Origin of the sequence: Streptomyces sp. NPDC090045 (assembly GCF_044747975.1) — a bacterium.
Classification (GTDB): Bacteria; Actinomycetota; Actinomycetes; order Streptomycetales; family Streptomycetaceae; genus Streptomyces.
This window is the reverse complement of record NZ_JBIVFA010000011.1, coordinates 173,992-200,028: the sequence shown is the minus strand read 5'-3', so window position 1 is coordinate 200,028 and position 26,037 is coordinate 173,992. Positions and strand designations below refer to the sequence as shown.

At 71.5% G+C, this 26,037-nt stretch carries 23 protein-coding genes; 2 read left to right on the top strand and 21 right to left on the bottom strand.

Features of this window, described 5'->3' with window-relative positions; translation table 11 throughout:
- Positions 1 to 51: 51 nt before the first annotated feature.
- The 7 genes from rpe to fmt all read right to left on the bottom strand — a co-directional run bounded on the left by rpe (position 52) and on the right by fmt (position 7,316).
- Positions 52 to 738, bottom strand: coding sequence for a ribulose-phosphate 3-epimerase (gene rpe / locus ACIPYQ_RS27510; protein WP_361764718.1), 687 nt, complete (start codon positions 736 to 738; stop codon positions 52 to 54).
- A gap of 102 nt (positions 739 to 840) precedes the next feature.
- Positions 841 to 1,401, bottom strand: coding sequence for a hypothetical protein (locus ACIPYQ_RS27505; RefSeq protein ID WP_401256127.1), 561 nt, complete (start codon positions 1,399 to 1,401; stop codon positions 841 to 843).
- Positions 1,398 to 2,267 carry a hypothetical protein gene (locus tag ACIPYQ_RS27500; protein ID WP_401256124.1) on the bottom strand — a complete coding sequence of 290 codons (870 nt, stop codon included), beginning with the start codon at positions 2,265 to 2,267 and terminating at the stop codon, positions 1,398 to 1,400. Before ACIPYQ_RS27500 ends, ACIPYQ_RS27505 begins: the two co-directional genes overlap by 4 nt.
- A 113-nt stretch (positions 2,268 to 2,380) precedes the next feature.
- Entirely contained in the window at positions 2,381 to 4,216 is a 1,836-nt protein-coding gene (locus ACIPYQ_RS27495) for an alpha/beta hydrolase (RefSeq protein WP_401256122.1), read from the bottom strand.
- A 7-nt stretch (positions 4,217 to 4,223) separates the two neighbouring features.
- A complete protein-coding gene (locus ACIPYQ_RS27490) occupies positions 4,224 to 4,682 on the bottom strand; it encodes a hypothetical protein (RefSeq protein ID WP_401256119.1) in 459 nt (152 codons plus the stop codon).
- Positions 4,683 to 4,814: 132 nt separating this feature from the next.
- Positions 4,815 to 6,275, bottom strand: a complete 1,461-nt coding sequence (locus ACIPYQ_RS27485) for a transcription antitermination factor NusB (protein WP_361764732.1) — start codon at positions 6,273 to 6,275, stop codon at positions 4,815 to 4,817.
- Between the two features lie 96 nt (positions 6,276 to 6,371).
- Positions 6,372 to 7,316, bottom strand: a complete 945-nt coding sequence (gene fmt / locus ACIPYQ_RS27480; RefSeq protein ID WP_361764735.1) for a methionyl-tRNA formyltransferase — start codon at positions 7,314 to 7,316, stop codon at positions 6,372 to 6,374.
- 308 nt (positions 7,317 to 7,624) lie between these two features.
- On the opposite strand from fmt, the gene ACIPYQ_RS27475 reads away from it, so the two are divergent.
- Positions 7,625 to 8,173, top strand: a complete 549-nt coding sequence (locus tag ACIPYQ_RS27475; RefSeq protein WP_361764737.1) for a hypothetical protein — start codon at positions 7,625 to 7,627, stop codon at positions 8,171 to 8,173.
- A 143-nt stretch (positions 8,174 to 8,316) separates the two neighbouring features.
- Here the strand turns inward: ACIPYQ_RS27475 and ACIPYQ_RS27470 are convergent, their stop codons facing one another.
- From ACIPYQ_RS27470 to pyrR, 14 genes are all read right to left on the bottom strand, one after another.
- Positions 8,317 to 10,416 (bottom strand): primosomal protein N', encoded by a 2,100-nt coding sequence (locus tag ACIPYQ_RS27470; protein ID WP_401256114.1) that lies wholly within the window; start codon positions 10,414 to 10,416, stop codon positions 8,317 to 8,319.
- 244 nt (positions 10,417 to 10,660) lie between these two features.
- Complete coding sequence (metK, locus tag ACIPYQ_RS27465) at positions 10,661 to 11,869, bottom strand: methionine adenosyltransferase (RefSeq protein WP_079404387.1); 1,209 nt, start codon at positions 11,867 to 11,869, stop codon at positions 10,661 to 10,663.
- A 196-nt stretch (positions 11,870 to 12,065) separates the two neighbouring features.
- A complete protein-coding gene (coaBC, locus tag ACIPYQ_RS27460) occupies positions 12,066 to 13,280 on the bottom strand; it encodes a bifunctional phosphopantothenoylcysteine decarboxylase/phosphopantothenate--cysteine ligase CoaBC (RefSeq protein ID WP_401256111.1) in 1,215 nt (404 codons plus the stop codon).
- 107 nt (positions 13,281 to 13,387) lie between these two features.
- Entirely contained in the window at positions 13,388 to 13,660 is a 273-nt protein-coding gene (gene rpoZ / locus ACIPYQ_RS27455) for a DNA-directed RNA polymerase subunit omega (protein WP_004948662.1), read from the bottom strand.
- A gap of 75 nt (positions 13,661 to 13,735) precedes the next feature.
- Positions 13,736 to 14,299 (bottom strand): guanylate kinase, encoded by a 564-nt coding sequence (gene gmk, locus ACIPYQ_RS27450; RefSeq protein ID WP_361764747.1) that lies wholly within the window; start codon positions 14,297 to 14,299, stop codon positions 13,736 to 13,738.
- A 61-nt stretch (positions 14,300 to 14,360) separates the two neighbouring features.
- On the bottom strand, positions 14,361 to 14,684 hold the full coding sequence (locus tag ACIPYQ_RS27445) for an integration host factor (protein WP_030008746.1): 324 nt from the start codon (positions 14,682 to 14,684) through the stop codon (positions 14,361 to 14,363).
- A gap of 304 nt (positions 14,685 to 14,988) precedes the next feature.
- Positions 14,989 to 15,831, bottom strand: coding sequence for an orotidine-5'-phosphate decarboxylase (gene pyrF, locus ACIPYQ_RS27440; RefSeq protein ID WP_401256108.1), 843 nt, complete (start codon positions 15,829 to 15,831; stop codon positions 14,989 to 14,991).
- Positions 15,828 to 16,937, bottom strand: a complete 1,110-nt coding sequence (locus ACIPYQ_RS27435; RefSeq protein WP_361764752.1) for a quinone-dependent dihydroorotate dehydrogenase — start codon at positions 16,935 to 16,937, stop codon at positions 15,828 to 15,830. The genes pyrF and ACIPYQ_RS27435 overlap by 4 nt, the downstream gene beginning before the upstream one ends.
- A 99-nt stretch (positions 16,938 to 17,036) precedes the next feature.
- Positions 17,037 to 20,345 carry a carbamoyl-phosphate synthase large subunit gene (carB, locus tag ACIPYQ_RS27430; RefSeq protein WP_401256105.1) on the bottom strand — a complete coding sequence of 1,103 codons (3,309 nt, stop codon included), beginning with the start codon at positions 20,343 to 20,345 and terminating at the stop codon, positions 17,037 to 17,039.
- On the bottom strand, positions 20,338 to 21,486 hold the full coding sequence (carA, locus tag ACIPYQ_RS27425) for a glutamine-hydrolyzing carbamoyl-phosphate synthase small subunit (RefSeq protein WP_361764758.1): 1,149 nt from the start codon (positions 21,484 to 21,486) through the stop codon (positions 20,338 to 20,340). The genes carB and carA overlap by 8 nt, the downstream gene beginning before the upstream one ends.
- On the bottom strand, positions 21,483 to 22,064 hold the full coding sequence (locus ACIPYQ_RS27420) for a hypothetical protein (RefSeq protein WP_361764761.1): 582 nt from the start codon (positions 22,062 to 22,064) through the stop codon (positions 21,483 to 21,485). Before ACIPYQ_RS27420 ends, carA begins: the two co-directional genes overlap by 4 nt.
- Positions 22,061 to 23,347, bottom strand: coding sequence for a dihydroorotase (locus ACIPYQ_RS27415; RefSeq protein ID WP_319721156.1), 1,287 nt, complete (start codon positions 23,345 to 23,347; stop codon positions 22,061 to 22,063). Before ACIPYQ_RS27415 ends, ACIPYQ_RS27420 begins: the two co-directional genes overlap by 4 nt.
- Before the next feature lie 2 nt (positions 23,348 to 23,349).
- Complete coding sequence (locus tag ACIPYQ_RS27410) at positions 23,350 to 24,342, bottom strand: aspartate carbamoyltransferase catalytic subunit (protein WP_361764765.1); 993 nt, start codon at positions 24,340 to 24,342, stop codon at positions 23,350 to 23,352.
- Positions 24,343 to 24,449: 107 nt separating this feature from the next.
- Entirely contained in the window at positions 24,450 to 25,025 is a 576-nt protein-coding gene (gene pyrR / locus ACIPYQ_RS27405; RefSeq protein WP_326592206.1) for a bifunctional pyr operon transcriptional regulator/uracil phosphoribosyltransferase PyrR, read from the bottom strand.
- Positions 25,026 to 25,313: 288 nt separating this feature from the next.
- On the opposite strand from pyrR, the gene bldD reads away from it, so the two are divergent.
- Positions 25,314 to 25,814, top strand: a complete 501-nt coding sequence (bldD, locus tag ACIPYQ_RS27400; protein ID WP_007263032.1) for a transcriptional regulator BldD — start codon at positions 25,314 to 25,316, stop codon at positions 25,812 to 25,814.
- The last annotated feature ends 223 nt before the right edge of the window (positions 25,815 to 26,037 follow it).

Genomic DNA, 26,037 nt, shown 5'->3' with positions numbered 1-26,037 from the left:
TTGATCAGCCTGGACAGCTCCCGTTCACCGAGCTGTTCATCAACCCTTGGCTCAGTGGTCGCAAGCCCACGGCGCGGCGGCGATCGCCGCACCCGCCTGGTCACGCAGCGTGCGCACGGCGGCGGCCGGATCGACCGCGCCGTAGACCGCGCTGCCCGCGACGAAGACGTCGGCGCCGGCCTCGGCACAGCGTTCGATGGTCGAGGCCGAAACCCCGCCGTCGACCTGCAGCCACAGCTCCAGGCCGTGCTTGGAGATCAGCTCCCGGGTCCGGCGGATCTTGGGGAGCATGATGTCGAGAAAGGGCTGGCCGCCGAAGCCGGGCTCGACGGTCATGATCAGCAGCATGTCGAGCTCGGGGAGGATGTCCTCGTACTGTTCGATGGGCGTCGCGGGCTTGAGCGCCATCGACGCCCGCGCCCCCTTGGCCCGGATCTCCCGCGCGAGGCGCACCGGCGCCGCCGCGGCCTCGGCGTGGAAGGTGACCGAACCCGCACCGGCCTCCACGTACTGCGGGGCCCAGCGGTCCGGGTTCTCGATCATCAGGTGGAGGTCCAGCGGGATGTCCGTGGCCCGGCTCAGGGACTCCACGACGGGCACGCCGAGGGTGAGGTTCGGGACGAAGTGGTTGTCCATGACGTCGACATGAAGCCAGTCGGCCCCCTCGACGGCCTTCGCCTCCTCGGCGAGTCGGGCGAAGTCGGCGGACAGGATGCTGGGATAAATCTGCGCGGCCATGCCCCAAGCCTGCCATGCCTCCGGCCGGTTCCGGCCACGACCCCGCAAGTCGGGACGGGCGTAGCAACGCTTAACCGATCACCGACAACACTTCACCGCCCCTTAAAGGCCGGGCCGGACTGGCCCCGCAGCCGTCCCCGAGGCCTTGCTCTTGCCGGGCGGATAGAAGCAGGGCGACGTCACCTTGAGAGAAGCGAGACCCTCGCCCTTGGCGCGGTCCACGACCCCGGTGATGCCCTCCATCCAGAAGTCATCGGGCTCCGTGCGCATGCTGACCCAGGGGAAGGGCCCGGACATGTCCGCCTCGCCCGACGAGTTGTACTTGTAGCCCTGCTTCAGCCAGGCGTCCCGCGCCTGCAGCACGAGGTGCCCGGCCTCGGTCCCGGGGACCCCGGTGAGCTTGTAGAAGAGGGTCACCTGCAGCCGGTCGTCACTGCGGCTGTCGTTCCTGGCGATGCAGGTGCCGATGGTCGCCGGGCCGAAACGCTCCAGCGTCGGCTGGGGCGACATGGTGCCCACCCCCTGCCGGATGATCTCTTCCGCCCGGTCGACGGCCTGCTGCTCGGTCATGGTGACCTGCTTCGCCGCCCCTCCCCCGCATGCGGTCGCCGTGACCGTCAGCGCGAGCAGCGCGGCGACCGGGAACGCCTTCCGTGGGGTCACGCGGAGGCCGGCCTTCCTGCGTCCGCGGATGCCGGACCGGTGGCGGGTGTCGTCACCGCGACGCGCACCGCCCCGGTGGTCGAGGCCGCGACCTGCGCGACCGTGCGCTCTCCGGGGTGGCCGGCGACGACGGCCGGGGGGCCCTCAGGCGTCGGTACACGGCGCACGGTCCATCCCGCGCTCTGGAAGAACGTCTGCGCGCGCGCCACGGCAGCCGCCCTCTCGCCCTCCGGCAGCGGCTCGGTCGACCAGGCGTGGTGCACCGAGGCGCCCGACTCGTCCCGGACCGTGCTGAGGCCCTCCCCGGGCTGCGTGGGCGCCGATCCGACCTGCAGCGCGTCGTAGATCCGGCTGGAGTGGGCGAGGGCCCGGCGCGTGGCGGGATCGTCGGCCGACGGGGCCTCGAACGCGGCAGGACTGGCCGGGGTCACCCCCGAGGCCTTGCTCTTGCCCGGCGGGAGGAAGCAGGGCGACGTCACAGCGAGGGAGGCGACCCCCTCGCCCTTGGCCCGGTCCACGACGCCGGTCACGGCGTCCATCCAGAAGTCGTCGGGACCGGTGCGCATGTAGACCGTCGGAAAGGGGCTGGACCAGTCGACCTCGCCCGACGTGTTGTGCTTGTAGCCCTGCTTCAGCCAGGCGTCCCGCGCCTGCCGCACGAGGTTCTGGGCCTCGCCCCCCGGAACGCCCGTCAGTTTGTAGGCGACATTGACCGCCAGGCGGTCGTCGGGGCCATGGTCGTCTCTGGCGATGCAGGGTCCGACGGGCGTGGGGCCTATGCGCTCCAGTGTCGGCTGGGGGGACATGCCCCCCACCGCCTGGTGGATGATTTCCTCTGCCCGGTCGATCGCCTGCTGCTCGTTCATCGTGACCTTCGGTGCTTTTCCGCCGGTTTTCTGTCCATCCCCCTGCGCCCCGCACGCGGTCACCATGATCGTCATGGCCAGCACTGCGGCAGCCGGGATCAGTTTGCGTAGATTCACGGTCGTCCTCCGGTGACGATCTTCGCCAGGCTGTCGAGGGGCCTTTCGTCCCAGTACTGGGAGTGCGCGGGCATCATTTCCCAGTCCTCGAGCGGCAACTTCCCGTCGGGGACCTCGAAGACCTGGCCCCCGAAGTCGTCGCTCGTCGGGTCGGTTCCGTGGACGATCGAATGGTCGTCGAAGAGCTCCATGTAAGCCTTCGGGTTGAGGGGGGCCAAGGGCCCGGCCGGCGGCGGGGCGATGTTGATGAGGTCCCAGCCCGCCGTGGCCGCGAAGACCCGGTCCGGCGGGATGTTCAGGTCCTTCGCGTGGTCCACTCCCACGCCCGGACTGCCCACCATGATCGCGTTGTCGACCGGCAGGTCCACGTGCATGCTCATCGCCTCGCCCACCACCAGGGACCCGTAGCTGTGCCCCAGGAGCGTCTGGTTCACGCCGCCCTCGCGGTGGTTGGATTCCTCGATGCCCTGGATGAAGTTACCGAGCGGCTCCCTGGCGTTGTCCGCCCACTTGGTCTCCGTCGCATCGGTCGTGATGCCCTGTGGGGCGTCGTATCCGAGCCACACGATCGAGGCCGTCGAGTGGGCCATGTCCTGGCGCTCCGCCCTCAACTGGAGCTTCTCGGCCCTACCGATGTCCCCGTCGATGGACTTCAGCTCGGCGAACGTCCCGGGCACGTACGTCACCACGTTGTCGGCAGTGTCCGGATTGCCTATGGAGACGATGGCGCGCCCCATGTCCTTGCCGTCGAAGCCGAGGAGATAGGGGCGGTTGCTCTCGCTCGTGTAGGTGTCGAATCGTTTCTGTATGGCGTCCATGCCCTTGGAGCCGTCCTCGATCTCCTTCCTCTTCTCCTCCCACTTCTTCCACTCGTCCGTCGGGACCATCGCGCCCTTCACCTCACGGCCCGTGATGGGGCTGATGTAGGGCCTGTACTGCTCCGGCTCCTTCTTGAGCCAGGCGTCGTACTCCACCTGCTTGGCGCCGCGCTGCTCCGCGAGGACGATGCGGTTCGCGTCGTCGCGTACGGCGGAGGGAAGGCCGTCGAGCGCGCCGATGCTCGCGGGGTGCATGGAGACGTAGTCCTCGCGCTGTTCCTCGGTGAGGCCGTTCCACCAGTTGGCGTTGTCCTGGGGCCAGTCGTTCTTGGGCGGCGCCTTGATCGTGCCGAGGTAGGCATCGGCCGCCCCGCGCACGGTGTCCGTGTCCGACGTGACGTCCGTCCAGTCACTGCCGGACACGGTCAGGTCGTCGTCGGCCTTGAGGGCCCGTATCTTCGGCTCCCACTTGGCGTCCGCGTCCGTCGCTTCCTTGAGCGCGTCGGCGATGCGGTTCGCGTACGCCATCGCCTTGCCGTAGTTCGGGTTCGGGTGGATGTTCGCCGCCTGGCGTTCCACCGCGTCGGAGGTCTCGGTCCCGCCCGCGCTCCCGGTCACGGTGCCGCCCTCGGTGGGCTTCTCGGCGCCCGACTTCTGTCCGGCGGGAAACGCGACCGAGCCGTCGTCGTTCACCTTGCAGCCGTCCGCCTGCGCGTCCGCGATCGCCGCCTCCAGCTTCCGCTTGGCGGCCGCCATGTCATAGGCGAACCCGTTGAGCGCCGTGCTGATCACACCGCATTCGGTCTGCGTGTAGTGGAAGTTCTTCGCCAAGACCTGGAGCTGTTTCTGCGCGGCGTCCGCCGCCTCGCCCGTCAGCGACTTGCGCATGCCCGTGGCGACCGCGTTCTCGATGTGCTCCCTGGCCGCCTGGGCCGAGTTGCCCATGGTGCGGTAGCCATCGGCGGCTTCCTCGAACTCGGACGGCTTGAAGGCCTTGAGGGTCGCGTAGTCCATCGCCCCGTCACCGGCCCTTGGCCTGGCCGCCGACTACGTCCGTGTCCGCGTAGGTGGCGTTCAGCCGGTCCATCTCCGCCTTGACGCCGTCGTCGGTCGTCAACACGTCGCGGCCCACCTGGTTCAGGATTCCCTGGAGCGCGCCGCACCGTTCGCTGACGCTCTCGGCGTACTTCTTCCAGGAGTCGTACACCTCCTTCTGCGCGGCCGCGGTCAGGCACCCGGCGGTCGAGCCGATCCCGCTCTGCCCGTCCTCGAGCCTGGTGAGCGTGGTGCCGATGGTCTGGCGCAGGGATCCGACGCCCGCACCGGCCGTGGTCCACGCCTTCTTGCTGGACTGAAGGCCGCCCGTCACGGCGCTCGGGGCGCCGGTGCCGGGATCGGCGGGCACCTGGTTGAGCCTCATGGCCACGTGCTGCCCGTCGCCCGCACCGGCTTTGATCTGTTCCCACTCGTCCCACGCCATGCGCGCGCAGCCCCCGACCGTTCTTGTTGATCACCAGCCGGGAACACTACCTCGCACCGCAGCGCAGCTCATGAGTACCCGTACCTAGACGGGCACGGGACCCCTGGATGGGCACGGGACCGGGGCCCGGCCCTACGCCGTGCGCCTCAGCAGGGCCAGGTACATCGCGTCCGTCCCGTGCAGGTGGGGCCACAGCTGGACGTCGGGGCCGTCGCCCAGGCCCGGCACGCCCGCCATGAACGGCCTCGCGTCGATCAGTTCCGCGGACACCGGCGACGCGCCCGCGCCGCGCCCCTTCAGGACGTCGTCCACGACGACCCGGGTCTCCGCCAGGTGCGGCGAGCACGTCGCGTAGCCCACGACGCCGCCCACCCGGACCGCCGACAGCGCCTCCCGCAGCAGTCCGCGCTGGAGCGGCGCGAAGCCCTCCAGGTCCTGCGGGCGACGCCGCCAGCGCGCCTCCGGGCGACGGCGGAGCGCGCCCAGGCCCGTGCACGGGACGTCCATCAGGACGCGGTCGAAGGAGCCCGGCCGCCACGGCGGCCGGGTGCCGTCCGCCGCGATCACCTGGTACGGCCCGGGGTTGCCCGCGAGCGCGCGCTCCACGAGCCGGGCCCGGTGCGGCTGCTTCTCCGAGGCGAGCAGGAACGCGCCGCGCTGCGCCGCGAGCGCGGCGAGCAGCGCCGCCTTGCCGCCGGGGCCCGCGCAGCCGTCGAGCCAGCGCTCGTCGCTGCCCTCGACCGGCACGGCCGCCAGGGCCATCGCCACCAGCTGGCTGCCCTCGTCCTGCACGCCGGCGCGGCCCTCGCGCACCGCCTCCAGCGCGCCGGGCTCGCCGCCCTCGGCCATCCGGACGGCGTACGGCGACCAGCGGCCGGGCAGCGCCGACTCCTCGCCGACCGCGTCCAGCAGCTCCTGCGGGGTGGAGCGGCCCGGGCGCGCGACCAGGGTGACCTCGGGCCGCTCGTTGTCGGCCTCCAGCAGGTCCTCGATCCCGGCGCGGCCGCCGCCGAGCGCGTCCCACAGGGCGCTGACGATCCAGCGGGGGTGCGAGTGGTACACGGCGAGGTGTTCCTCGGCGTCGTCCTCGTACGGCGGCGCGACCCGTTCCAGCCAGGCGTCGAGATCGTGCGCGGCGATCTTCCGCAGCACGGCGTTCACGAACTTGGCGCGCCCGTCCCCGAGCACCACCCGGGCCAGCTCCACGCTCGCGGAGACCGCCGCGTGCGTGGGGATCCGGGTTCCGAGCAGCTGGTGCGCGCCGAGCGAGAGCACGTCGAGCACCGGCGGGTCCACCTCCCGCAGCGGCCGGTCGATGCACGCCTTGATGACGGCGTCGTAGGTGCCCTGGCGGCGGAGCGTCCCGTAGACCAGCTCGGTGGCCAGTGCCGCGTCGCGCGCCTGGAAGCTCTCGTCCTGGCGGGCCTTCTTCAGCAGCGGGGGCAGCACGAGGTTCGCGTAGGCGTCGCGCTCGTCCACCGCCCGCAGCACCTCGAAGGCCAGCATCCGGACGGGGTCCTTCTGGGGCCGCCGGTAGGGCTTGGCCTGCCGCTGACCTGCGGGGTTGCGACGGGGACGGGGCTGTTCGCTCACGTGAAAGGTGCTCCGGGTTTACGAGGTGCTGCGGTCATGACGTGAAAGGGGGGCGGGCCGCCACGGTCGGCGTGGCCGGATTCGGGTCGGCTGGATTCAGCCTACGTCGGCCCCGCCGAGCCGCTCGCCGGGCGCGATCCGCACCCCGCGGGCCCAGTCGGCGCCGCGCATCGGCTTCTTGCCCTGGGGCTGCACCCACAGCAGCTCCACGGCGTGCGAGCCGGTTCCGACGTGGACGTTGTTCTTGGCCGGGGCCAGCTCGCCCGGGGCCAGGTCGGTGCGGTCGGCCACCAGGGCCACCGAGATCAGCTTGAGCCGCTCCCCGCGGAAGACGGTCCAGGCGCCCGGGGCCGGCGTGCAGCCGCGCACCACGCGGTCGGCGCGCATCGCGGGCGCCGTCCAGTCGATCCGGGCGTCCTCCACGGTGATCTTGGGCGCGAGGGAGATCCCGTCGTGGGGCTGCGCGACGGCGCGCAGGGTGCCGTCCTCGATGCCGTCCATGGTGGCGGCCAGCAGCCCCGAGCCGGCGAAGGCCAGCCGGGTGAGCAGGTCGCCGCTGGTGTCGGTGGGGCGGATCTCCTCGGTGAGGATGCCGTAGACGGGGCCGGAGTCCAGGCCCTCCTCGATGAGGAAGGTGGAGGCGCCGGTGACCTGGTCGCCCGCCATGATCGACTGCTGGACGGGCGCGGCACCGCGCCAGGCGGGCAGCAGCGAGAAGTGCAGGTTGACCCATCCGTGCTTGGGGATGTCGAGGGCGCTCTTGGGGAGCAGGGCCCCGTAGGCGACGACGGGGCAGCAGTCCGGGGCGATCTCGCGCAGCCGGGCCTGGAAGTCGGGGTCGCGGGGCCGGGCGGGCTTGAGGACCTCGATGCCGGCCTCCTCGGCGCGCTCGGCGACGGGGCTGGCGACGAGCCGGCGGCCGCGGCCGGCCGGTGCGTCCGGCCGGGTGACGACGGCGGCGACCTCGTGCCGCCCGGAGGCGATCAGGGCGTCCAGGGCGGGTACGGCGACCTCGGGGGTGCCTGCGAAGACGAGCTTCACTGGGGTCCTACCTCGCTATCTCGGCTGTCAGCAGCGCACCAGTCTATGGGGCACGCGCCCACGGGCGATCCGGCGGCCGTCCGGGGGGCGTCCGGCCAGGGTCCGCCGGCCACCCCACCAGGGGTGGCCTGCGGCGCCGAGGGGGCGTACGCACACACACGCGCCTCTCGCATATGCCGACACGCCCCCTCAGCGTGACCTGGGCGCCGGGTGGCGCGTTGGTCAAGAGAGATTGACCGAAACGGGCCGCGTGTGAACGGTGTCTGCGGCCCGATCCGCCCTTCAGCACCGGTTCGAGAGGCTTCTTCATGGCCGACCACGCCACCCACGACGCCCAAGCCCGGGCCAGCCTGCACCTCCTGGTGCGGGACATCGAGCGGGTTCGCCGGCAGGTGGATGCTCTGCGTACGCTCACCGCCCAGCTCGGCAACGTGTACCGCCCGCGCCGCTCCGGTCCCTCCACGGGCTTCGTCGTCTACGGCCGGGCGCCCGCGCCCACCGTCCGCCTCGCGCAGGAGCTGCGGGACAGCGTCGAGACGCTGGTCACCGCCGCCGTGGACTTCGACCGCTCGCTCGGTTTCTCATGGGACGCGGTCGGCTCGGCGCTCGGCGTCACCAAGCAGGCCGTACACCGCCGCTACGGTGCCCGGCGGGCCCAGTCCGCCGAGTCCGCGGAGCCGCTGGCCGAGGGCTCGACCGCCCGGCCCCTGGGGCCGCTGCCCACCGTGCCGGCCGCCCGCTCGGTGCCGCCGCAGCCCGTGCGCGAGGAGGCCCAGGCCGCGGCCGGCGGGACCCCGGGCCGCACGCTCGGGGAGGCTCCCCGCTCCCCCGCCTTCCCCGGTCCGCGCAACGGCTGACCTGTGTCCCGCCGCCGGGACGCCGACCCCCGACGGCCGGCCGCCGCCGCTCGCCGCCCCTGATCCGCCCCCGGCGGGACGACCCGCGCGTCTCCCGCCGGGGGCTTCGGCGTTCCCCCCTGCGGACGCCGCCGCCGGCCCGGTCAGCCGATGTCCGGCGGGTCGATGCGCACCCGCACCGCGTCGGCCGCCGGCACCCCCCGCGCCATCCGGGCCGCCTGCGCCGATTTCAGGGCGGCCGCAAGGGCCGCGCCGCTGCCCGGCGGGACGCGGACCAGCGCCCGGTCCCCCGGAGACCGCTCCCCGCGCCGCCCCGGTATCGGGACCGGGCCCAGGATCTCCGCGTCCGGCGGCAGCCCGGCGCCCGCCAGGAAGGCCTCCACCACCTCGCCCCGTCCGGCCACCGCCGCCATCCGCGAGACCGGCGGGAAGCCGAGCTGGGCCCGCTCCGCGAGCTCCCGTACGGCGTGGCCCACCGGGTCCCACCGTACGAGCGCCTGGACCGGCCGCAGCGTCGGCTCGGCCACCACCACGACCTGCCCGTCCCCCCGGACCAGCGAGGCGGCCCCGATCCACCGCCGCAGCGCGTCCTCGCCCGCCCGCAGGTCGGGCCGGGTCAGCATGGCCCAGCCGTCGAGCAGCAGCGCGGCCGCGTACCCCGCGCCGGCGGCCACCGGCTCGGCGCCGGGCGTGCACACCACGAGCGCCGGCCGCTCGGGCACCTCGTCGAGGACGTGGTCGCGCCCGGAGGTCCGTACGGGCACGGCCGGGAAGGCCCGGCCCAGCTCCTCGGCCGTCCGCCGGGCACCGACCACCTGGGCCCGCAGCCGGAACGAGCCGCACTCCTCGCAGTGCCAGGACGGCTCGCCGCGCCCGCACCACCCGCACTGCAGGTCCCGCTGGTCGGGGGCCTCCAGCGGGCCCGCGCACACCCGGCAGCGGGCGGGCGTCCGGCACCGCTCGCACGCGAGCCGGGGCACGTAGCCCCGCCGCGGCACCTGGACGAGCACCGGCCCGGTCTTCAGCCCCTCCCGTACGGTCTCCCACGCCAGGCTCGGCAGGCGCGCGGCGCGGGCCGCCTCGTCGCGGGCGAGGAGTTCGTCGCCCACCGTGCGGATCCGGGGCGCGCAGGCCCGTACCGTCTCGCGGCTCGCGACCAGCGGCCGGGCCCAGCCCGACTCGACCAGCTGCGCGGCCTCCACGGTGCAGCTCGTGCTCCCGGCCAGGAAGGCGCAGCCGTCGCTGACCGCGCGCAGCTCCAGTACCTCACGGACGTGCGGGAAGGGGGCGTTGTCGTCGCTGTGGCTGGAGTCCCCGTCGTCCCAGACGGCGACCAGCCCGAGGTCCCGCACGGGGGCGAACATCGCCGCCCGGGTCCCGACGACGGCACGCACCGAGCCCCGGCTCACGGCGAGCCACTGGCGGTAGCGCTTCTCCGGCCCGGACTCGGCGGTCAGCAGCGCGTGCCGTCCCTCGCCGAGCAGGGCGGTCAGCGCCGCGTCGACCCGGGCGGCGGTACGTCCGTCGGGGACCACGGCGAGGGCCCCGCGGCCGGAGGCCAGGGTGGCGGCCATGGCCCGGGCGAGTTCGTCGGCCCAGCCCGGTCCGGGCAGGGCGGTCCACACCGCGCGGGGGGCGGCGCCGGTGGCCAGGGCCCGCAGGAAGGCGGGCCCCGCGCCGTACCGCTCCCAGCCGGCGGGCTCGGGCGCGGTGGGCGGTGGCAGGGGCTCCGGTGAGGGCTTGGCCTCGGCCTTGGCGTTGCGCGGTGGCAGCGCGAGCTGGAGCACGTCGGCGAGGCTGCCCGCGTACCGGTCGGCGACGGCCCGGGCGAGGGCGAGCATGCGGGGGCCGAGGACCACCTCGGGCGAGACCACCTGGGCGAGGGCGGCGAGAGCCCCGTTGTAGTCGGACTCGGCGCGGCGCTCCACGATGAAGCCGTCGATGAGGCTGCCGCCCTCGCGGCGGCCCCCGCGTACGTGGTGGGCGCCGGCTCCGAAGCGGACGCGGACGCGGACCCCGGGCTGCGCGGCCTCGGAGAGCTCGGCGGGCACGGCGTAGTCGAAGGTCCGGTCGAGGTGGAGCACACCCTTGTTCACGAGGACCCGGGCGACGGGCAGCTCGGCCGCGAGCGCGGCCCCCCGCCAGGTGCGCGGCTTCGCCTTGGGCGCCTTGGCCTTCGCCTCGGCGACCATCTCCCGGATCAGCGCGAGCTGCTCCGGCGGGGAATCATTCGCGCTGCTCACATCAGCATTCTTACCAAAGGGCACCGACAGCGGCGGGCGCGGTGCGTGGGGCCCTGCCGAGATCGGCCTGGGCGGCGGCGGGTCCTGCGATCCTTCGACACGGGGTTCGCACCCCGCTCCAGATGAAGCCGTCACCCCTCGCACCGGGAGGGCTGCGCCAGCCTATCCGCGCGGCACGGGCCGCACCAACGCAATACGGCCCCGGACCTGGAGGTCCGGGGCCGTTCGCTACAAGCGGTGCTGCTTACAGACCGGCGGCCGCACGCAGGGCGTCGACGCGGTCGGTGCGCTCCCACGTGAAGTCCGGCAGCTCACGGCCGAAGTGGCCGTAGGCGGCGGTCTGCGCGTAGATCGGGCGCAGCAGGTCCAGGTCGCGGATGATCGCGGCCGGGCGCAGGTCGAAGACCTCGCCGATCGCGTCCTCGATCTTCTGGACCTCGACCTTGGCGGTGCCGAAGGTCTCGACGAAGAGACCGACGGGCTCGGCCTTGCCGATCGCGTACGCGACCTGGACCTCGCAGCGCGAGGCGAGACCGGCGGCGACGACGTTCTTGGCGACCCAGCGCATCGCGTACGCGGCGGAGCGGTCGACCTTGGACGGGTCCTTGCCGGAGAAGGCGCCGCCACCGTGGCGGGCCATGCCGCCGTAGGTGTCGATGATGATCTTGCGGCCGGTGAGGCCGGCGTCGCCCATCGGGCCGCCGATCTCGAAACGGCCGGTCGGGTTCACCAGCAGCCGGTAGCCCTCGGTGTCGAGCTTGATGCCGTCCTCGACGAGCTGGGCCAGCACGTGCTCGACGACGAACTCGCGGATGTCCGGTGCGAGCAGCGAGTCCAGGTCGATGTCGGAGGCGTGCTGCGAGGAGACCACGACGGTGTCCAGACGCACGGCCTTGTCACCGTCGTACTCGATGGTGACCTGGGTCTTGCCGTCGGGGCGCAGGTACGGGATGGTCCCGTTCTTGCGGACCTCGGACAGCCGGCGCGAGAGCCGGTGCGCGATGTGGATCGGGAGCGGCATGAGCTCGGGGGTCTCGTCGCACGCGTAGCCGAACATCAGGCCCTGGTCGCCGGCGCCCTGCTTGTCGAGCTCGTCCTCGTCGCCCTCGACCCGCTTCTCGTAGGCGGTGTCGACACCCTGCGCGATGTCCGGGGACTGGGCGCCGATGGACACCGACACGCCACAAGAGGCGCCGTCGAAGCCCTTCTTCGAGGAGTCGTAGCCGATCTCGAGGATCTTCTCGCGGACGAGCTGCGCGATCGGCGCGTAGGCCTTCGTCGTCACCTCGCCCGCGATGTGCACGAGACCGGTGGTGATGAGGGTCTCCACGGCCACGCGCGAGGTGGGGTCCTCGGAGAGGAGCGCGTCGAGGATCGTGTCGCTGATCTGGTCAGCGATCTTGTCAGGGTGGCCCTCGGTCACGGACTCCGAGGTAAACAGACGACGGGACACAACGCTCCCTGGGGTTGCAGCGGCTGCTGGCTGATCATTTGGCGGAACCACATCGGGGGCTGCGCCCGATCACGTTCCTCATGCAGTTTATCGGTCGCCACCGTTTCCGGGACCACCCGTCTCGCCTTATGGGAGCCGTGTGACCTGCGGCACCTCATTCTGACGCACGGAGGTGATCAGGAGAAGGGCAATCGGCTCAGGCGCGTCGCGGCTGCAGCCGGACGGCCACCTGGTCCCAAATGGCTTCGGCCAAGGCTTCCTTCGGTCCATAGGGCACCTGGATCTCCAACCCCTCGGAGGCCAGGATGACCGCCTCATTCTCCTCGGAACCAAAGGTTCGTGCCTCGCCGACCTCATTCACGACGAGAAGATCACACCCCTTGCGCAGGAGCTTGGCCCGGCCGTTGGCGAGGACGTCGTCGGTCTCGGCGGCGAATCCCACCACCACCTGCCCGGGCGCGGCCCGGTCGGCCGAAATCTCGGCGAGAACGTCCGGATTGCGTACGAGGGCGACCGGCGCGGGATCCTGCCCGTCCTTCTTCTTGATCTTCCCGCCCGCGTACTCGGCGGGCCGGAAGTCGGCCACGGCGGCGGCCATCACCACGACGTCGGCGTCCTCGGCCGCCTTGAGCACGGCCTCCCGCAGCTGCACGGCCGTCCCCACCCGTACGACGTCCGCCCCGGCCGGGTCGGCCAGCGCGGTGTTGGCCGCCACCAGGGTGACGCGGGCCCCGCGGGCGACGGCCGTACGGGCGAGCGCGTAGCCCTGCTTGCCCGAGGAGCGGTTGCCGAGGAAGCGGACCGGGTCGAGCGGTTCCCGCGTGCCGCCCGCGCTGATCACCACGTGCCGCCCGGCGAGGTCCGGTTCGCTCACTCCGCGTGCCAGGACTCTGCGGCAGACCTCGTAGATCTCCGCGGGGTCGGGCAGCCGCCCCTTGCCGGTGTCCTTGCCCGTGAGCCGGCCGACGGCGGGCTCGATGACGAGGGCGCCGCGCCGGCGCAGCGTGGCCACGTTCTCCTGGGTGGCGGGGTGCTCCCACATCTCGGTGTGCATGGCGGGGGCGAAGACCACCGGACATCGGGCGGTGAGCAGCGTGTTCGTGAGCAGGTCGTCGGCGAGCCCGTGGGCGGCCTTCGCCAGCATGTCGGCGGTGGCCGGGGCGACGACGACGAGGTCGGCGGACTGCCCGATGCGCACGTGCGGCACCTCGTGCACGGTCTCCCACACCTCGGTGGAGGCCGGGTTCCCGGACAGGGCGGCCCAGGTCGCCTCGCCGACGAAGTTCAGCGAGGCCGCCGTGGGCACGACCCGCACCTCGTGGCCGGACTCGGTGAGCAGGCGGAGCAGCTCGCACGCCTTGTAGGCGGCGATCCCGCCGCTGACCCCCAGCACGACCTTCGGCTTACCCACCACGCACTCCCCTTCGAGCCTTGTCGACGTCCGTCGTTCCTCCCCATGACACACCACAGGCCCGGCAGATGTTCTGCCGGGCCTGTGGTGAAAGGATTTCTCGCGCCTTACTGGGCCGGGGCCTCGATGGCCTCGGAGGTCAGCAGACCCGCGTTGATCTCGCGCAGCGCGATCGAAAGCGGCTTCTCGTGGACGTGGGTGTCCACCAGCGGGCCGACGTACTCCAGCAGGCCCTCACCGAGCTGCGAGTAGTACGCGTTGATCTGACGCGCGCGCTTGGCCGCGTAGATCACGAGGCTGTACTTCGAGTCCGTGGCCTCGAGCAGCTCGTCGATCGGCGGGTTGATGATGCCCTCGGGCGCAGTGATGGAAGAGGACACGCTCTACCTTCCGAAGAATGTGGGAAAGATCGAATCGATCAAGATCCGCTCGATCATGAAAAATCGACCAACGAATCAGACGACCTCCATCAAGGCTAGCAGCTCACGAGCCACGTCCTCGACGGAGGTGTTGACGAGGGTGGTGTCGAACTCCGATTCGGCAGCGAGCTCGATCTTGGCGGAGGCGAGCCGTCGCTCGATGACCTCGGCCGACTCGGTGCCCCGGCCGGTGAGCCGGCGGACGAGTTCGTCCCAGCTCGGCGGCGCCAGGAAGACGAGCTGGGCGTCGGACATCGACTCGCGGACGAGCCGTGCCCCTTGGAGGTCGATCTCCAGCAGTACCGGCTCGCCGCTGTCCAGGCGTTCCAGCACCGCGCCGCGCGGTGTGCCGTAGCGGTTGCCCGCGAACTCGGCCCACTCCAGCAGCTCGCCGTTGGCGATCAGCTTGTCGAACTCGTCGTCATTGACGAAGAAGTAGTGGACTCCGTGTCGCTCACCGGGCCGCGGCTTGCGGGTGGTGGCCGACACCGAGAGCCATACCTCGGGGTGAACCTTGCGCATATGCGCGACGACCGTGCTCTTGCCGACCCCTGAGGGGCCGGAGAGCACGGTCAGCCGCGGACGAACCTCTGCTGCCATAGAGCGATTATCCAGGTTCTCGGGACTGCCTGAGAACGCCGGGAGAACTTCAGTCGACGCCTCAGGCGCCGGTGCTGCCGAACTCGCGCTCCAGAGAGGCGATCTGGTTGGAACCGAGACCTCGGACACGCCGGGACTCGGAGATGCCGAGACGCTCCATGATCTGCTTGGCGCGCACCTTGCCCACGCCAGGCAGAGACTCCAGCAGGGCGGAGACCTTCATCTTGCCGATGACGTCGTTCTCCTGGCCCGTCTTGATGACCTCTTGGAGCGAGGCACCGGAGTGCTTGAGTCGATTCTTGACCTCGGCCCGCTCCCGGCGAGCCGCGGCGGCCTTTTCGAGCGCGGCTGCGCGCTGTTCAGGGGTAAGGGGCGGAAGAGCCACGCCTACGTCACCTCGGATGTCGAACTGTCGGATACGGACCGGTGGGCAGCCCGAAGGCACCACACCTGGCGAGCTCCCGAACAGCGATGGAAACGCGTTCGCTGCACGTTCACTCTGCTCGGAGACTAGCGGCCAACACCGCTCCAGTCAGCGAGAACGGACGAAAAGTCCTGGTCAGCCTCCACTGAACCGTACATCACGGACAAAATACCTCTGTTTTGTCCGATGAAGAGCGTTCGGGTTTCGCCAAGAAGTGCGAGAGGCCGCGCCGCGAGGGACGCGGGCGGCCTCTTCGGGCGAACGATTACGCGGAGACGGCCTCGCCGATCTCGTCGGCGAACCGGCGCGCCGAGTCGCGCAGCGCCGTGACGTCCGGGCCGTGCTTCAGGACGCCCCGCGACACGTTCGGGACGACGTTGCGCACGGCCTTGCCGAACACCGCCGGCAGGTCCGCCGCCGTCGCGCCCTGCGCGCCGATGCCGGGGGCCAGCAGCGGCCCGTTGATGTCCAGGTCGAAGGAGGACAGGTCGCCCAGCGTGGCTCCGACCACCGCGCCGAAGGACCCCATCGGGGCGGCGTCCGCGTTCTCCTCCGCCAGGTGCGCCAGCATCGTCGCGCCGATGGTCCGGCCGTCCTCCCGGACCGCCCGCTGGACCTCCGCGCCCTCCGGGTTCGAGGTCAGGGCGAGCACGAACAGGCCGGCGCCCGAGGCGCGGGCCAGGTCCACCGCGGGCTTCAGCGAGCCGTAGCCCAGGTACGGGGAGACCGTGAGGGCGTCCGAGAACAGCGGCGAGGCCGGGTCCAGGAAGGCCGAGGCGTACGCGGCCATGGTCGAGCCGATGTCGCCCCGCTTGGCGTCCATCACGACCAGGGTCCCGGCCGCGCGGGCGTCCGCGACGGTCTGCTCCAGGACGGCCACGCCCTTGGAGCCGAACCGCTCGAAGAAGGCCGCCTGCGGCTTGAAGACCGCCACCGACTCCGCGAGCGCCTCGACGACGGTGCGGGAGAACCGCTCCAGGCCCGCGATGTCGTCGGACAGGCCCCACTGGGCCAGCAGCTCGGCGTGCGGGTCGATGCCCACGCACAGGGGGCCGCGGGTGTCCATCGCCTGGCGCAGGCGGGTGCCGAACGGGGTCACAGGGCTCACTTCGCGGCCTTTCGGGTCTCGGCGCCCACCGCTTCGGCGAGCGTCGCGTACGGGCTGACGGCCAGGCGCGCGGCCAGGCCCTTGTGGATGGCGCGGGCGTAGCAGGGGCCCTCGTAGATGAAGGCGCTGTAGCCCTGGATCAGCGTGGCACCGGCCAGGATGCGCTGCCAGGCGTCCTCGGCGTTCTCGATGCCGCCGACCCCGACCAGGACCAGCCGGTCCCCCACACGGGCGTACAGGCGGCGCAGGACCTCCAGCGAACGCTCCTTGACCGGGGCGCCGGACAGCCCGCCGGTCTCCTTCACGAGGGACGGGGAGGACTTCAGGCCCAGTCCCTCCCGCGCGATGGTGGTGTTCGTCGCGATGATGCCGTCGAGACCCAGCTCCAGGGCCAGGTCGGCGACCGCGTCGACGTCCTCGTCGGCGAGGTCGGGGGCGATCTTGACCAGCAGCGGGACCCGGCGGTCGGTCACGGTGCGGTCCGCGGCCTCCCGTACGGCCGTGAGCAGCGGGCGCAGGGACTCGGTGGCCTGGAGGTTGCGCAGGCCCGGGGTGTTCGGCGAGGAGACGTTCACGACGAGGTAGTCGGCGTGGCGGGCGAGCCGCTCGGTGGAGGCGACGTAGTCCGCCACCGCCTCCTCCTCCGGCACGACCTTCGTCTTGCCGATGTTGACGCCGACGACCGTCTTGAAGACGGGCCGGCGGGCCGCCAGGCGGTCCGCCACGGCCGCGGAGCCCTCGTTGTTGAAGCCCATGCGGTTGATCAGGGCGCGGTCCGGCACGAGGCGGAACAGCCGCTTCTTGGGGTTGCCGGGCTGCGGCTCTGCCGTGACCGTGCCGATCTCGACGTGGTCGAAGCCGAGCATCGACATGCCGTCGATGGCGACGGCGTTCTTGTCGAAGCCGGCCGCGAGGCCGAAGGGGCCGTGCATGCGCAGGCCGAGGGCCTCGGTGCGGAGCTCCTTGTGGCGGGGGGCGAGCCAGGCCGCCACGAAGGTGCGCAGCACGGGGGTGCGGGCCGCGAGGCGGATCCAGCGGAAGGCCGTGTAGTGGGCCTTCTCCGGGTCCATCCGCTTGAAGACCAGGTTGAAGAAGAGTTCGTACATCGTCGAGAGGATCCCTCTGCGCTCATGGAAAGGGGGACACCCGTCGTGAAACCGGTGTCCCCCCTCCCGTTTCCGGGCTGTACGGGCTGTGCGGACTGATCAGTCGCGGGCCGCGGTCAGGTGCTCCGCGTGCTCCTGGAGGGAGCGCACGCCCACGTCGCCGCGGTTGAGCGCGTCGATGCCCTGGACGGCCGCGGCGAGTGCCTGGACCGTGGTCAGGCAGGGGACTCCGCGGGCCACGGCCGCCGTGCGGATCTCGTAGCCGTCGAGGCGGCCGCCGGTGCCGTACGGGGTGTTGACGATCAGGTCGACCTGGCCGTCGTGGATCAGCTGGACGATGGTCTTCTCGCCGTTCGGGCCCTCGCCCTCGCTGAGCTTGCGCACGATGGTGGCGTTGATGCCGTTGCGGCGCAGCACCTCGGCGGTGCCGGAGGTGGCCATCAGCTCGAAGCCGTGGGCGACGAGCTCGCGCGCCGGGAAGATCATCGAGCGCTTGTCGCGGTTGGCGACGGAGATGAAGGCGCGGCCCTTGGTGGGCAGCGGGCCGTAGGCGCCGGCCTGCGACTTGGCGTAGGCGGTGCCGAAGACGGCGTCGATGCCCATGACCTCGCCGGTGGAGCGCATCTCCGGGCCGAGGACGGTGTCCACGCCGCGGCCGTGGATGTCGCGGAAGCGCGACCACGGCATGACGGCCTCCTTGACGGAGATCGGCGCGTCGATCGGCAGGGTGCCGCCGTCGCCGGTCTTCGGCAGCAGGCCCTCCTCGCGCAGCTCGGCGATGGTGGTGCCGAGCGAGATGCGCGCGGCGGCCTTCGCGAGCGGGACGGCGGTCGCCTTCGAGGTGAAGGGGACGGTCCGGGAGGCGCGCGGGTTGGCCTCCAGGACGTAGAGGATGTCGCCCGCCATCGCGAACTGGATGTTGATCAGGCCGCGGACGCCGACGCCCTTGGCGATGGCCTCCGTGGAGGCGCGCAGGCGCTTGATGTCGTAGCCGCCGAGGGTGATCGGGGGCAGCGCGCAGGCCGAGTCGCCGGAGTGGATGCCGGCTTCCTCGATGTGCTCCATGACGCCGCCGAGGTAGAGCTCGTGGCCGTCGTAGAGGGCGTCGACGTCGATCTCGATCGCGTCGTCGAGGAAGCGGTCGACCAGCACGGGGCGGGTCGGCGAGATCTCGGTGGACTCGGCGATGTACGACTCCAGGCGGGCCTCGTCGTAGACGATCTCCATGCCGCGGCCGCCGAGCACGTAGGACGGGCGGACGAGGACCGGGTAGCCGATCTCGTCGGCGATGGCCTTCGCACCCGTGAAGGTGGTGGCGGTGCCGTGCTTGGGGGCCGGCAGGCCCGCCTCGGCGAGGACCTGGCCGAAGGCGCCGCGGTCCTCGGCGGCGTGGATGGCCTCGGGCGAGGTGCCGACGACGGGCACGCCGTTGTCCTTGAGCGCCTGGGCGAGACCGAGGGGGGTCTGGCCGCCGAGCTGGACGACGACACCGGCGATGGGGCCGGCGAGCGACTCGGCGTGGACGATCTCCAGCACGTCCTCGAGCGTCAGCGGCTCGAAGTACAGGCGGTCGGAGGTGTCGTAGTCGGTGGAGACGGTCTCCGGGTTGCAGTTGACCATCACGGTCTCGTAGCCGGCGTCGCTGAGCGCGAAGGAGGCGTGGACGCAGGAGTAGTCGAACTCGATGCCCTGGCCGATGCGGTTCGGGCCGGAGCCCAGGATGATGACCGCGGGCTTGGTGCGCGGGGCGACCTCGGACTCCTCGTCGTACGAGGAGTAGAAGTACGGGGTCTTCGCGGCGAACTCGGCGGCGCAGGTGTCGACCGTCTTGTAGACCGGGCGGACGCCGAGGGCGTGCCGGACCTCGCGGACGACGTCCTCGCGCAGGCCGCGGATCTCGGCGATCTGGGCGTCGGAGAAGCCGTGGCGCTTGGCCTCGGCGAGCAGCTCGGGGTAGAGCTTGTCGGCCGCCGTCAGCTCGTCCGCGATCTCCTTGATGAGGAAGAGCTGGTCGACGAACCAGGGGTCGATCTTCGTGAACTCGAAGACCTCCTCCTGGGTGGCGCCGGCGCGGATGGCCTGCATGACGGTGTTGATGCGGCCGTCGGTCGGGCGGACCGCGGTGCGCAGCAGCTCGTCCTTGTCGCCCGGGTCGCCGACGAAGGTGAACTGCGAGCCCTTCTTCTCCAGGGAGCGCAGGGCCTTCTGGAGGGCCTCGGTGAAGTTGCGGCCGATGGCCATGGCCTCGCCGACGGACTTCATGGTCGTGGTGAGCGTGGCGTCGGCGAGCGGGAACTTCTCGAAGGCGAAGCGCGGGGCCTTGACGACGACGTAGTCGAGGGACGGCTCGAAGGAGGCCGGCGTCTTCTCGGTGATGTCGTTGGGGACCTCGTCGAGCGTGTAGCCGATGGCCAGCTTGGCGGCGATCTTGGCGATCGGGAAGCCGGTGGCCTTGGAGGCGAGCGCCGAGGAGCGCGAGACCCGCGGGTTCATCTCGATGACGATGACGCGGCCGTCGGCCGGGTCGATCGCGAACTGGATGTTGCAGCCGCCGGTGTCGACGCCGACCTCGCGGATGATCGCGATGCCGATGTCGCGCAGCCGCTGGTACTCGCGGTCGGTCAGCGTCATCGCCGGGGCGACGGTGATCGAGTCGCCGGTGTGGACGCCCATCGGGTCGAAGTTCTCGATGGAGCAGACGACGACCACGTTGTCCTTGGTGTCGCGCATCAGCTCCAGCTCGTACTCCTTCCAGCCGAGGATGGACTCCTCCAGGAGCACCTCGGTGGTCGGGGAGAGCGTGAGGCCCTGGCCGGCGATGCGGCGCAGCTCGTCCTCGTCGTGGGCGAAGCCGGAGCCGGCGCCGCCCATGGTGAAGGAGGGGCGCACGACGACGGGGTAGCCGCCGAGGGTGTCGACGCCCTTGATGACGTCGTCCATGGTGTGGCAAATGACCGAGCGGGCGGACTCGCCGTAGCCGATCTTGGCCTTGACGGCCTCGACGACGCCCTTGAAGAGGTCGCGGTCCTCGCCCTTGTTGATGGCCTCGACGTTGGCGCCGATGAGCTCCACGCCGTACTTCTCCAGCACACCCTGCTCGTGCATGGAGATCGCGGTGTTGAGCGCGGTCTGGCCGCCGAGGGTGGGGAGGAGCGCGTCGGGGCGCTCCTTCGCGATGATCTTCTCGACGAACTCGGGGGTGATCGGCTCGACGTACGTGGCGTCGGCGATCTCCGGGTCGGTCATGATCGTCGCGGGGTTGGAGTTCACCAGGATGACCCGCAGGCCCTCGGCCTTGAGGATGCGGCAGGCCTGGGTGCCGGAGTAGTCGAACTCGGCGGCCTGTCCGATGACGATCGGGCCGGAGCCGATGACCAGGACGGACTGGATATCGGTGCGCTTAGGCACGCTCGGCCTCCATCAGGGATACGAAGCGGTCGAAGAGGTACGCGGCGTCGTGCGGGCCGGCAGCCGCCTCGGGGTGGTACTGGACGGAGAAGGCCGGCTGGTCGAGCAGCTGGAGGCCTTCGACGACCTGGTCGTTCAGGCAGACGTGGGAGACCTCGGCGCGGCCGTAGGCGGTCTCCGAGACCTTGTCGAGGGGCGCGTCGACGGCGAAGCCGTGGTTGTGCGCGGTGACCTCGACCTTGCCGGTGGTGCGGTCCTGCACCGGCTGGTTGATGCCGCGGTGGCCGTACTTCAGCTTGTAGGTGCCGAAGCCGAGCGCGCGGCCCAGGATCTGGTTGCCGAAGCAGATGCCGAAGAGCGGGGTCTTGCGCTCCAGCACGCCCTGCATGACGGCGACGGGGCCGTCGGCGGTGGCCGGGTCGCCCGGGCCGTTGGAGAAGAACACGCCGTCCGGGTTGACCGCGTAGACGTCCTCGACGGTGGCGGTGGCGGGCAGCACGTGCACCTCGATGCCGCGCTCGGCCATCCGGTGCGGGGTCATGCCCTTGATGCCGAGGTCGACGGCGGCGACGGTGAAGCGCTTCTCGCCGATCGCGGGGACGACGTACGCCTCCTTGGTGGCGACCTCTGCGGAGAGGTTCGCGCCCTTCATCTGCGGCTGGGACTGGACCTTGGCCAGCAGGGCCTCGTCGCGGATGCCCGTCCAGGCGTCGCCGGAGAAGATGCCGACGCGCATGGCGCCGCGCTCGCGCAGGTGGCGGGTCAGGGCGCGGGTGTCGATGCCGGAGATGCCGACGACGCCTTGCTTGACCAGCTCCTCGTCCAGCGAGCGCTGCGAGCGCCAGTTGGAGGGGACGCGTGCGGGGTCGCGCACGACGTAGCCGGCTACCCAGATGCGGGAGGACTCGGGGTCCTCGTCGTTGACGCCGGTGTTGCCCACGTGCGGGGCGGTCATCACGACGACCTGCCGGTGGTACGACGGGTCGGTGAGGGTCTCCTGGTAGCCGGTCATGCCGGTGGAGAACACGGCCTCGCCGAAGGTCTCCCCCACAGCGCCGTAGGCACGGCCGCGGAAGATCCGACCGTCCTCCAGGACGAGTACGGCGGGAGCTTTGGCTGCTCCCCTGGTGGAGGTCGTCATCGTTCGGCGCCTTCCGTCGTGATGGATGAGTTCATGAGGTTGATCGCTTCGACCCAGGCGGCGTGTTCGGCCGCGCGGTCGGAGCGGAATCCGGAGTCGATCAGCTTGTCGCCGTGCGCCCAGGTGACGACGAGCAGACCGCCCTCGGTGAGTACCTTGCCCGCGATTCCCTTGTCGAGGCGGGCGCCGCGCAGCTGCGCGGCCGGTACGAAGAAGTCGTTGGCCCCCGGTCGGACCACGTCGAGGCCCGCGTCGGTGAGCGTGAGCTCGACCCGGCTGCGCAGGCCCAGACCGTGGGCGACGATCCGGTCGAGCCACTGCCCGGCGGTGGTGGACCCGTGGTACCGGCCGGTCAGGGCCAGCCGGTGCTCGGGAAGACCGTCGGGGGCGGCGGGCAGCTCCGGCAGATCGTTCTGCAGGGCGCCGCGCCATTTCCAGCCCTGCCGCATCAGCCAGTACACGAACGCGATGAAGACGATCAGGCCGATCACCCACGCGATGCGGGCGCCGACGCTGGTCACCTCCGCCGACTGTCGTTCGGCGGCCTCGGCGGCCAGTTGGATTACTGCAGGTGTCACGCCAGTTTCCCGTCCACGACCGTTGCCCGGCCCCGCAGGAAGGTGTGAGTGACGCGCCCCGGCAGCTCACGGCCCTCGTAAGGCGTGTTGCGGCTGCGGGAGGCGAAGTGTGCGGGGTCCACGACACCACGGTACGAGGTATCGACCAAGGTCAGGTTCGCGGGTTCACCTGCCGAGACGGGACGGCCGTGGTTCTCCAGGCTGCCGATGCGCGCCGGAGCGAAGGACATCCGCTCGGCGACGCCCGCCCAGTCGAGCAGTCCGGTCTCCACCATCGTCTGCTGGACGACGGAGAGCGCGGTCTCCAGGCCGACCATGCCCATGGCGGCTGCGGCCCACTCGCAGTCCTTGTCCTCGTGCGGGTGCGGGGCGTGGTCGGTGGCGACGATGTCGATCGTGCCGTCGGCGAGCGCCTCGCGCAGGGCCAGCACGTCGCGCTCGGTGCGCAGCGGCGGGTTGACCTTGTAGACCGCGTTGTACGAGCGCACGAGCTCCTCGGTGAGGAGGAGGTGGTGCGGGGTGACCTCGGCGGTGACGTCGATGCCGCGGGACTTGGCCCAGCGGACGATCTCGACGGAGCCGGCGGTGGAGAGGTGGCAGATGTGGACGCGGGAGCCGACGTGCTCGGCGAGGAGGACGTCGCGGGCGATGATCGACTCCTCGGCGACGGCGGGCCAGCCGCCCAGGCCGAGCTCGGCGGAGACGATGCCCTCGTTCATCTGGGCGCCCTCGGTGAGGCGGGGCTCCTGGGCGTGCTGGGCGACGACGCCGCCGAAGGCCTTCACGTACTCCAGGGCGCGGCGCATGATCACGGCGTCGTCCACGCACTTGCCGTCGTCGGAGAAGACGGTGACGCGGGCGGCGGAGTCGTGCATGGCGCCCAGCTCGGAGAGCTGCTTGCCCTCCAGGCCGACGGTGACGGCGCCGATGGGCTGCACGTCGCAGTAGCCGGACTCCTTGCCCAGGCGCCAGACCTGCTCGACGACGCCGGCGGTGTCGGCGACCGGGAAGGTGTTCGCCATCGCGAACACGGCGGTGTAGCCACCGGAGGCGGCGGCGCGGGTGCCGGTGAGGACGGTCTCGGAGTCCTCGCGACCGGGCTCGCGCAGGTGGGTGTGGAGGTCGACGAGGCCGGGGAGGAGGACCTGGCCCTCGGCCTCGATGACGGTCGCGCCCTCGGCGGACAGGCCGGTGCCGACCTCGGCGATGGTCTCGCCGTCGATCAGGACGTCCTGCGCCTCGCCGCCGAGTACCTTCGCGCCACGGATAAGGATCTTGCTCATGGTTACTTCGTCTCCTCGGTGCGCGCGGCGGCGGGGGTGGTGGTGACGGCGGGCTCGGAGCCTCCGAGCAGCAGGTACAGGACGGCCATCCGGGTGGACACGCCGTTGGCGACCTGCTCGACGGCCGTGCAGCGGTCGGAGTCGGCGACCTGGGCGGTGATCTCCATGCCGCGGTTCATCGGGCCGGGGTGCATCACGATGGCGTGCTCGGGCATCTTCGCCATGCGGTCGCCGTCGAGCCCGTACCGGCGGGAGTACTCGCGCTCGGTCGGGAAGAAGGCGGCGTTCATGCGTTCGCGCTGCACACGCAGCATCATCACCGCATCGGACTTCGGCAGCACGTCGTCGAGGTTGTACGAGACCTCGCACGGCCAGGTCTCGACGCCGATCGGGACGAGCGTGGGCGGGGCCACCAGGGTGACCTCGGCGCCGAGGGTGTGCAGCAGGTGGACGTTGGAGCGGGCCACGCGGCTGTGCAGGACGTCGCCGACGATGGTGATCCGGCGGCCGTTCAGGTCCTTGCCGAGGCCGGCGTCGCGGCCGACCAGGCGGCGGCGCATGGTGAAGGCGTCCAGCAGGGCCTGGGTGGGGTGCTCGTGGGTGCCGTCGCCGGCGTTGACCACGGCGGAGTCGATCCAGCCGGAGGTCGCGAGCCGGTAGGGCGCGCCGGAGGCGTGGTGGCGGATGACGACCGCGTCGGCGCCCATGGCCTCCAGGGTCAGCGCGGTGTCCTTCAGGGATTCGCCCTTGGAAACGGAGGAACCCTTGGCGGAGAAGTTGATGACGTCGGCGGAGAGCCGCTTGGCGGCCGCCTCGAAGGAGATCCGGGTGCGGGTCGAGTCCTCGAAGAAGAGGTTGACGACCGTGAGGCCGCGCAGGGTGGGCAGCTTCTTGATCGGCCGGTCCGCGACGCGGGCCATCTCCTCGGCGGTGTCGAGGATCAGGACGGCGTCGTCGCGCGTGAGATCGGCGGCCGAGATGAGGTGGCGCTTCATCTGGATGGCTCCGTAGGTCGGGAGGGCAGACGGACTGACGGGCGGAGGTGCGAGCGGGCAGGGCAGGCCGCGGCGCGGGCCCGGTCGGGGCCCGTCACGCGGATGGTCTACTGACCTGCTGCCTGGGCGGTCCGCTGGCCGAGCAACACGGCGTCACGGCCGTCCTCCTCCTGGAGCTGGACCTTGACGGTCTCCCGCAGCGACGTGGGGAGGTTCTTGCCGACGTAGTCGGCGCGGATCGGCAGTTCGCGGTGGCCGCGGTCGACGAGGACGGCGAGCTGCACGGCGCGCGGGCGGCCGAGGTCGCCGAGGGCGTCGAGCGCGGCGCGGATGGTGCGGCCGGAGAAGAGCACGTCGTCGACGAGGACGACGAGGCGGCCGTCGAGGTCGTCGCCGGGGATCTCGGTGCGGCCGATCGCGCGGGCGGGCTTCATCCGCAGGTCGTCGCGGTACATGGTGATGTCGAGGGAGCCGACCGGGATCTTCGTGCCGGTGATCTCTTCGAGCTTGGCGGCCAGCCGGCGGGCGAGGTACACACCGCGGGTGGGAATGCCGAGGAGCACCACGTCGTCGGCGCCCTTGGCGCGTTCGACGATCTCGTGGGCGATGCGGGTCAGGACCCGCGCGATGTCCTGCGCTTCGAGTACCGGGCGCATGGAATCTGCGTGCTGCTGGGTGTCCATGAAAAGGACCTCCTTCTCCGCCTCACGGGACGGACCTTAAAGGACGTCTGATGTACGTGTCCCACGGTACCAGGGCGCGACCGGTCGTCGGCACCGGCCTGGTGCGGAGGGGCTCTCACGGGGCTGCTGGGGCCCCTCGTGAGGGGGCGGCGAAGACCATTCGGCTTGACGCATCCAAGTAACGCTGCGTAACCTCACAGTGAGTTACCAGCCGCGCGGCGGAGCCGCACGTGGTCAATGTCGTCACAGCGTCCATGTCGTCACAGCGTCACAGCGTCCGGGAGCGTTATGTCCAGCGAATACGCCAAACAGCTCGGGGCCAAGCTCCGCGCCATCCGCACCCAGCAGGGCCTTTCCCTCCATGGTGTCGAGGAGAAGTCCCAGGGCCGGTGGAAGGCCGTGGTGGTCGGGTCCTACGAGCGCGGGGACCGCGCCGTGACCGTCCAGCGCCTTGCGGAGCTGGCGGACTTCTACGGGGTTCCGGTGCAGGAACTGCTGCCCGGCACGACTCCCGGCGGGGCTGCCGAGCCGCCGCCGAAACTGCGCCTCGACCTGGAGCGCCTCGCGGGCGTTCCCGCCGAGAAGGCCGGCCCGTTGCAGCGCTACGCGGCGACGATCCAGAGCCAGCGCGGCGACTACAACGGCAAGGTGCTGTCGATCCGCCAGGACGACCTGCGCACCCTGGCCGTCATCTACGACCAGTCCCCCTCGGTCCTGACCGAACAGCTGATCAGCTGGGGCGTGCTGGACGCGGACGCGCGCCGCGCGGTGGCGCACGAGGACATCTAGTCCCCGCTTCCAGGACCAGCAGAAACGTTACCGGCGGGTGCCGGGAGCCCGAGAGGGTTCCCGGCACCCGCCGGTTTTCGTTGTTCTCGAAAAGCGGAGGGGCCGCCGCGCCCCCGCGGGGGGCCCCCCCCGGGGGCCCACCCCCGGGGGGGGCTCGCGGCGGCGGGGCCGGGTGAGGGACGTGGACCCGGCGCGCCCCCCCGGGACGACCCCGGGGCGCACC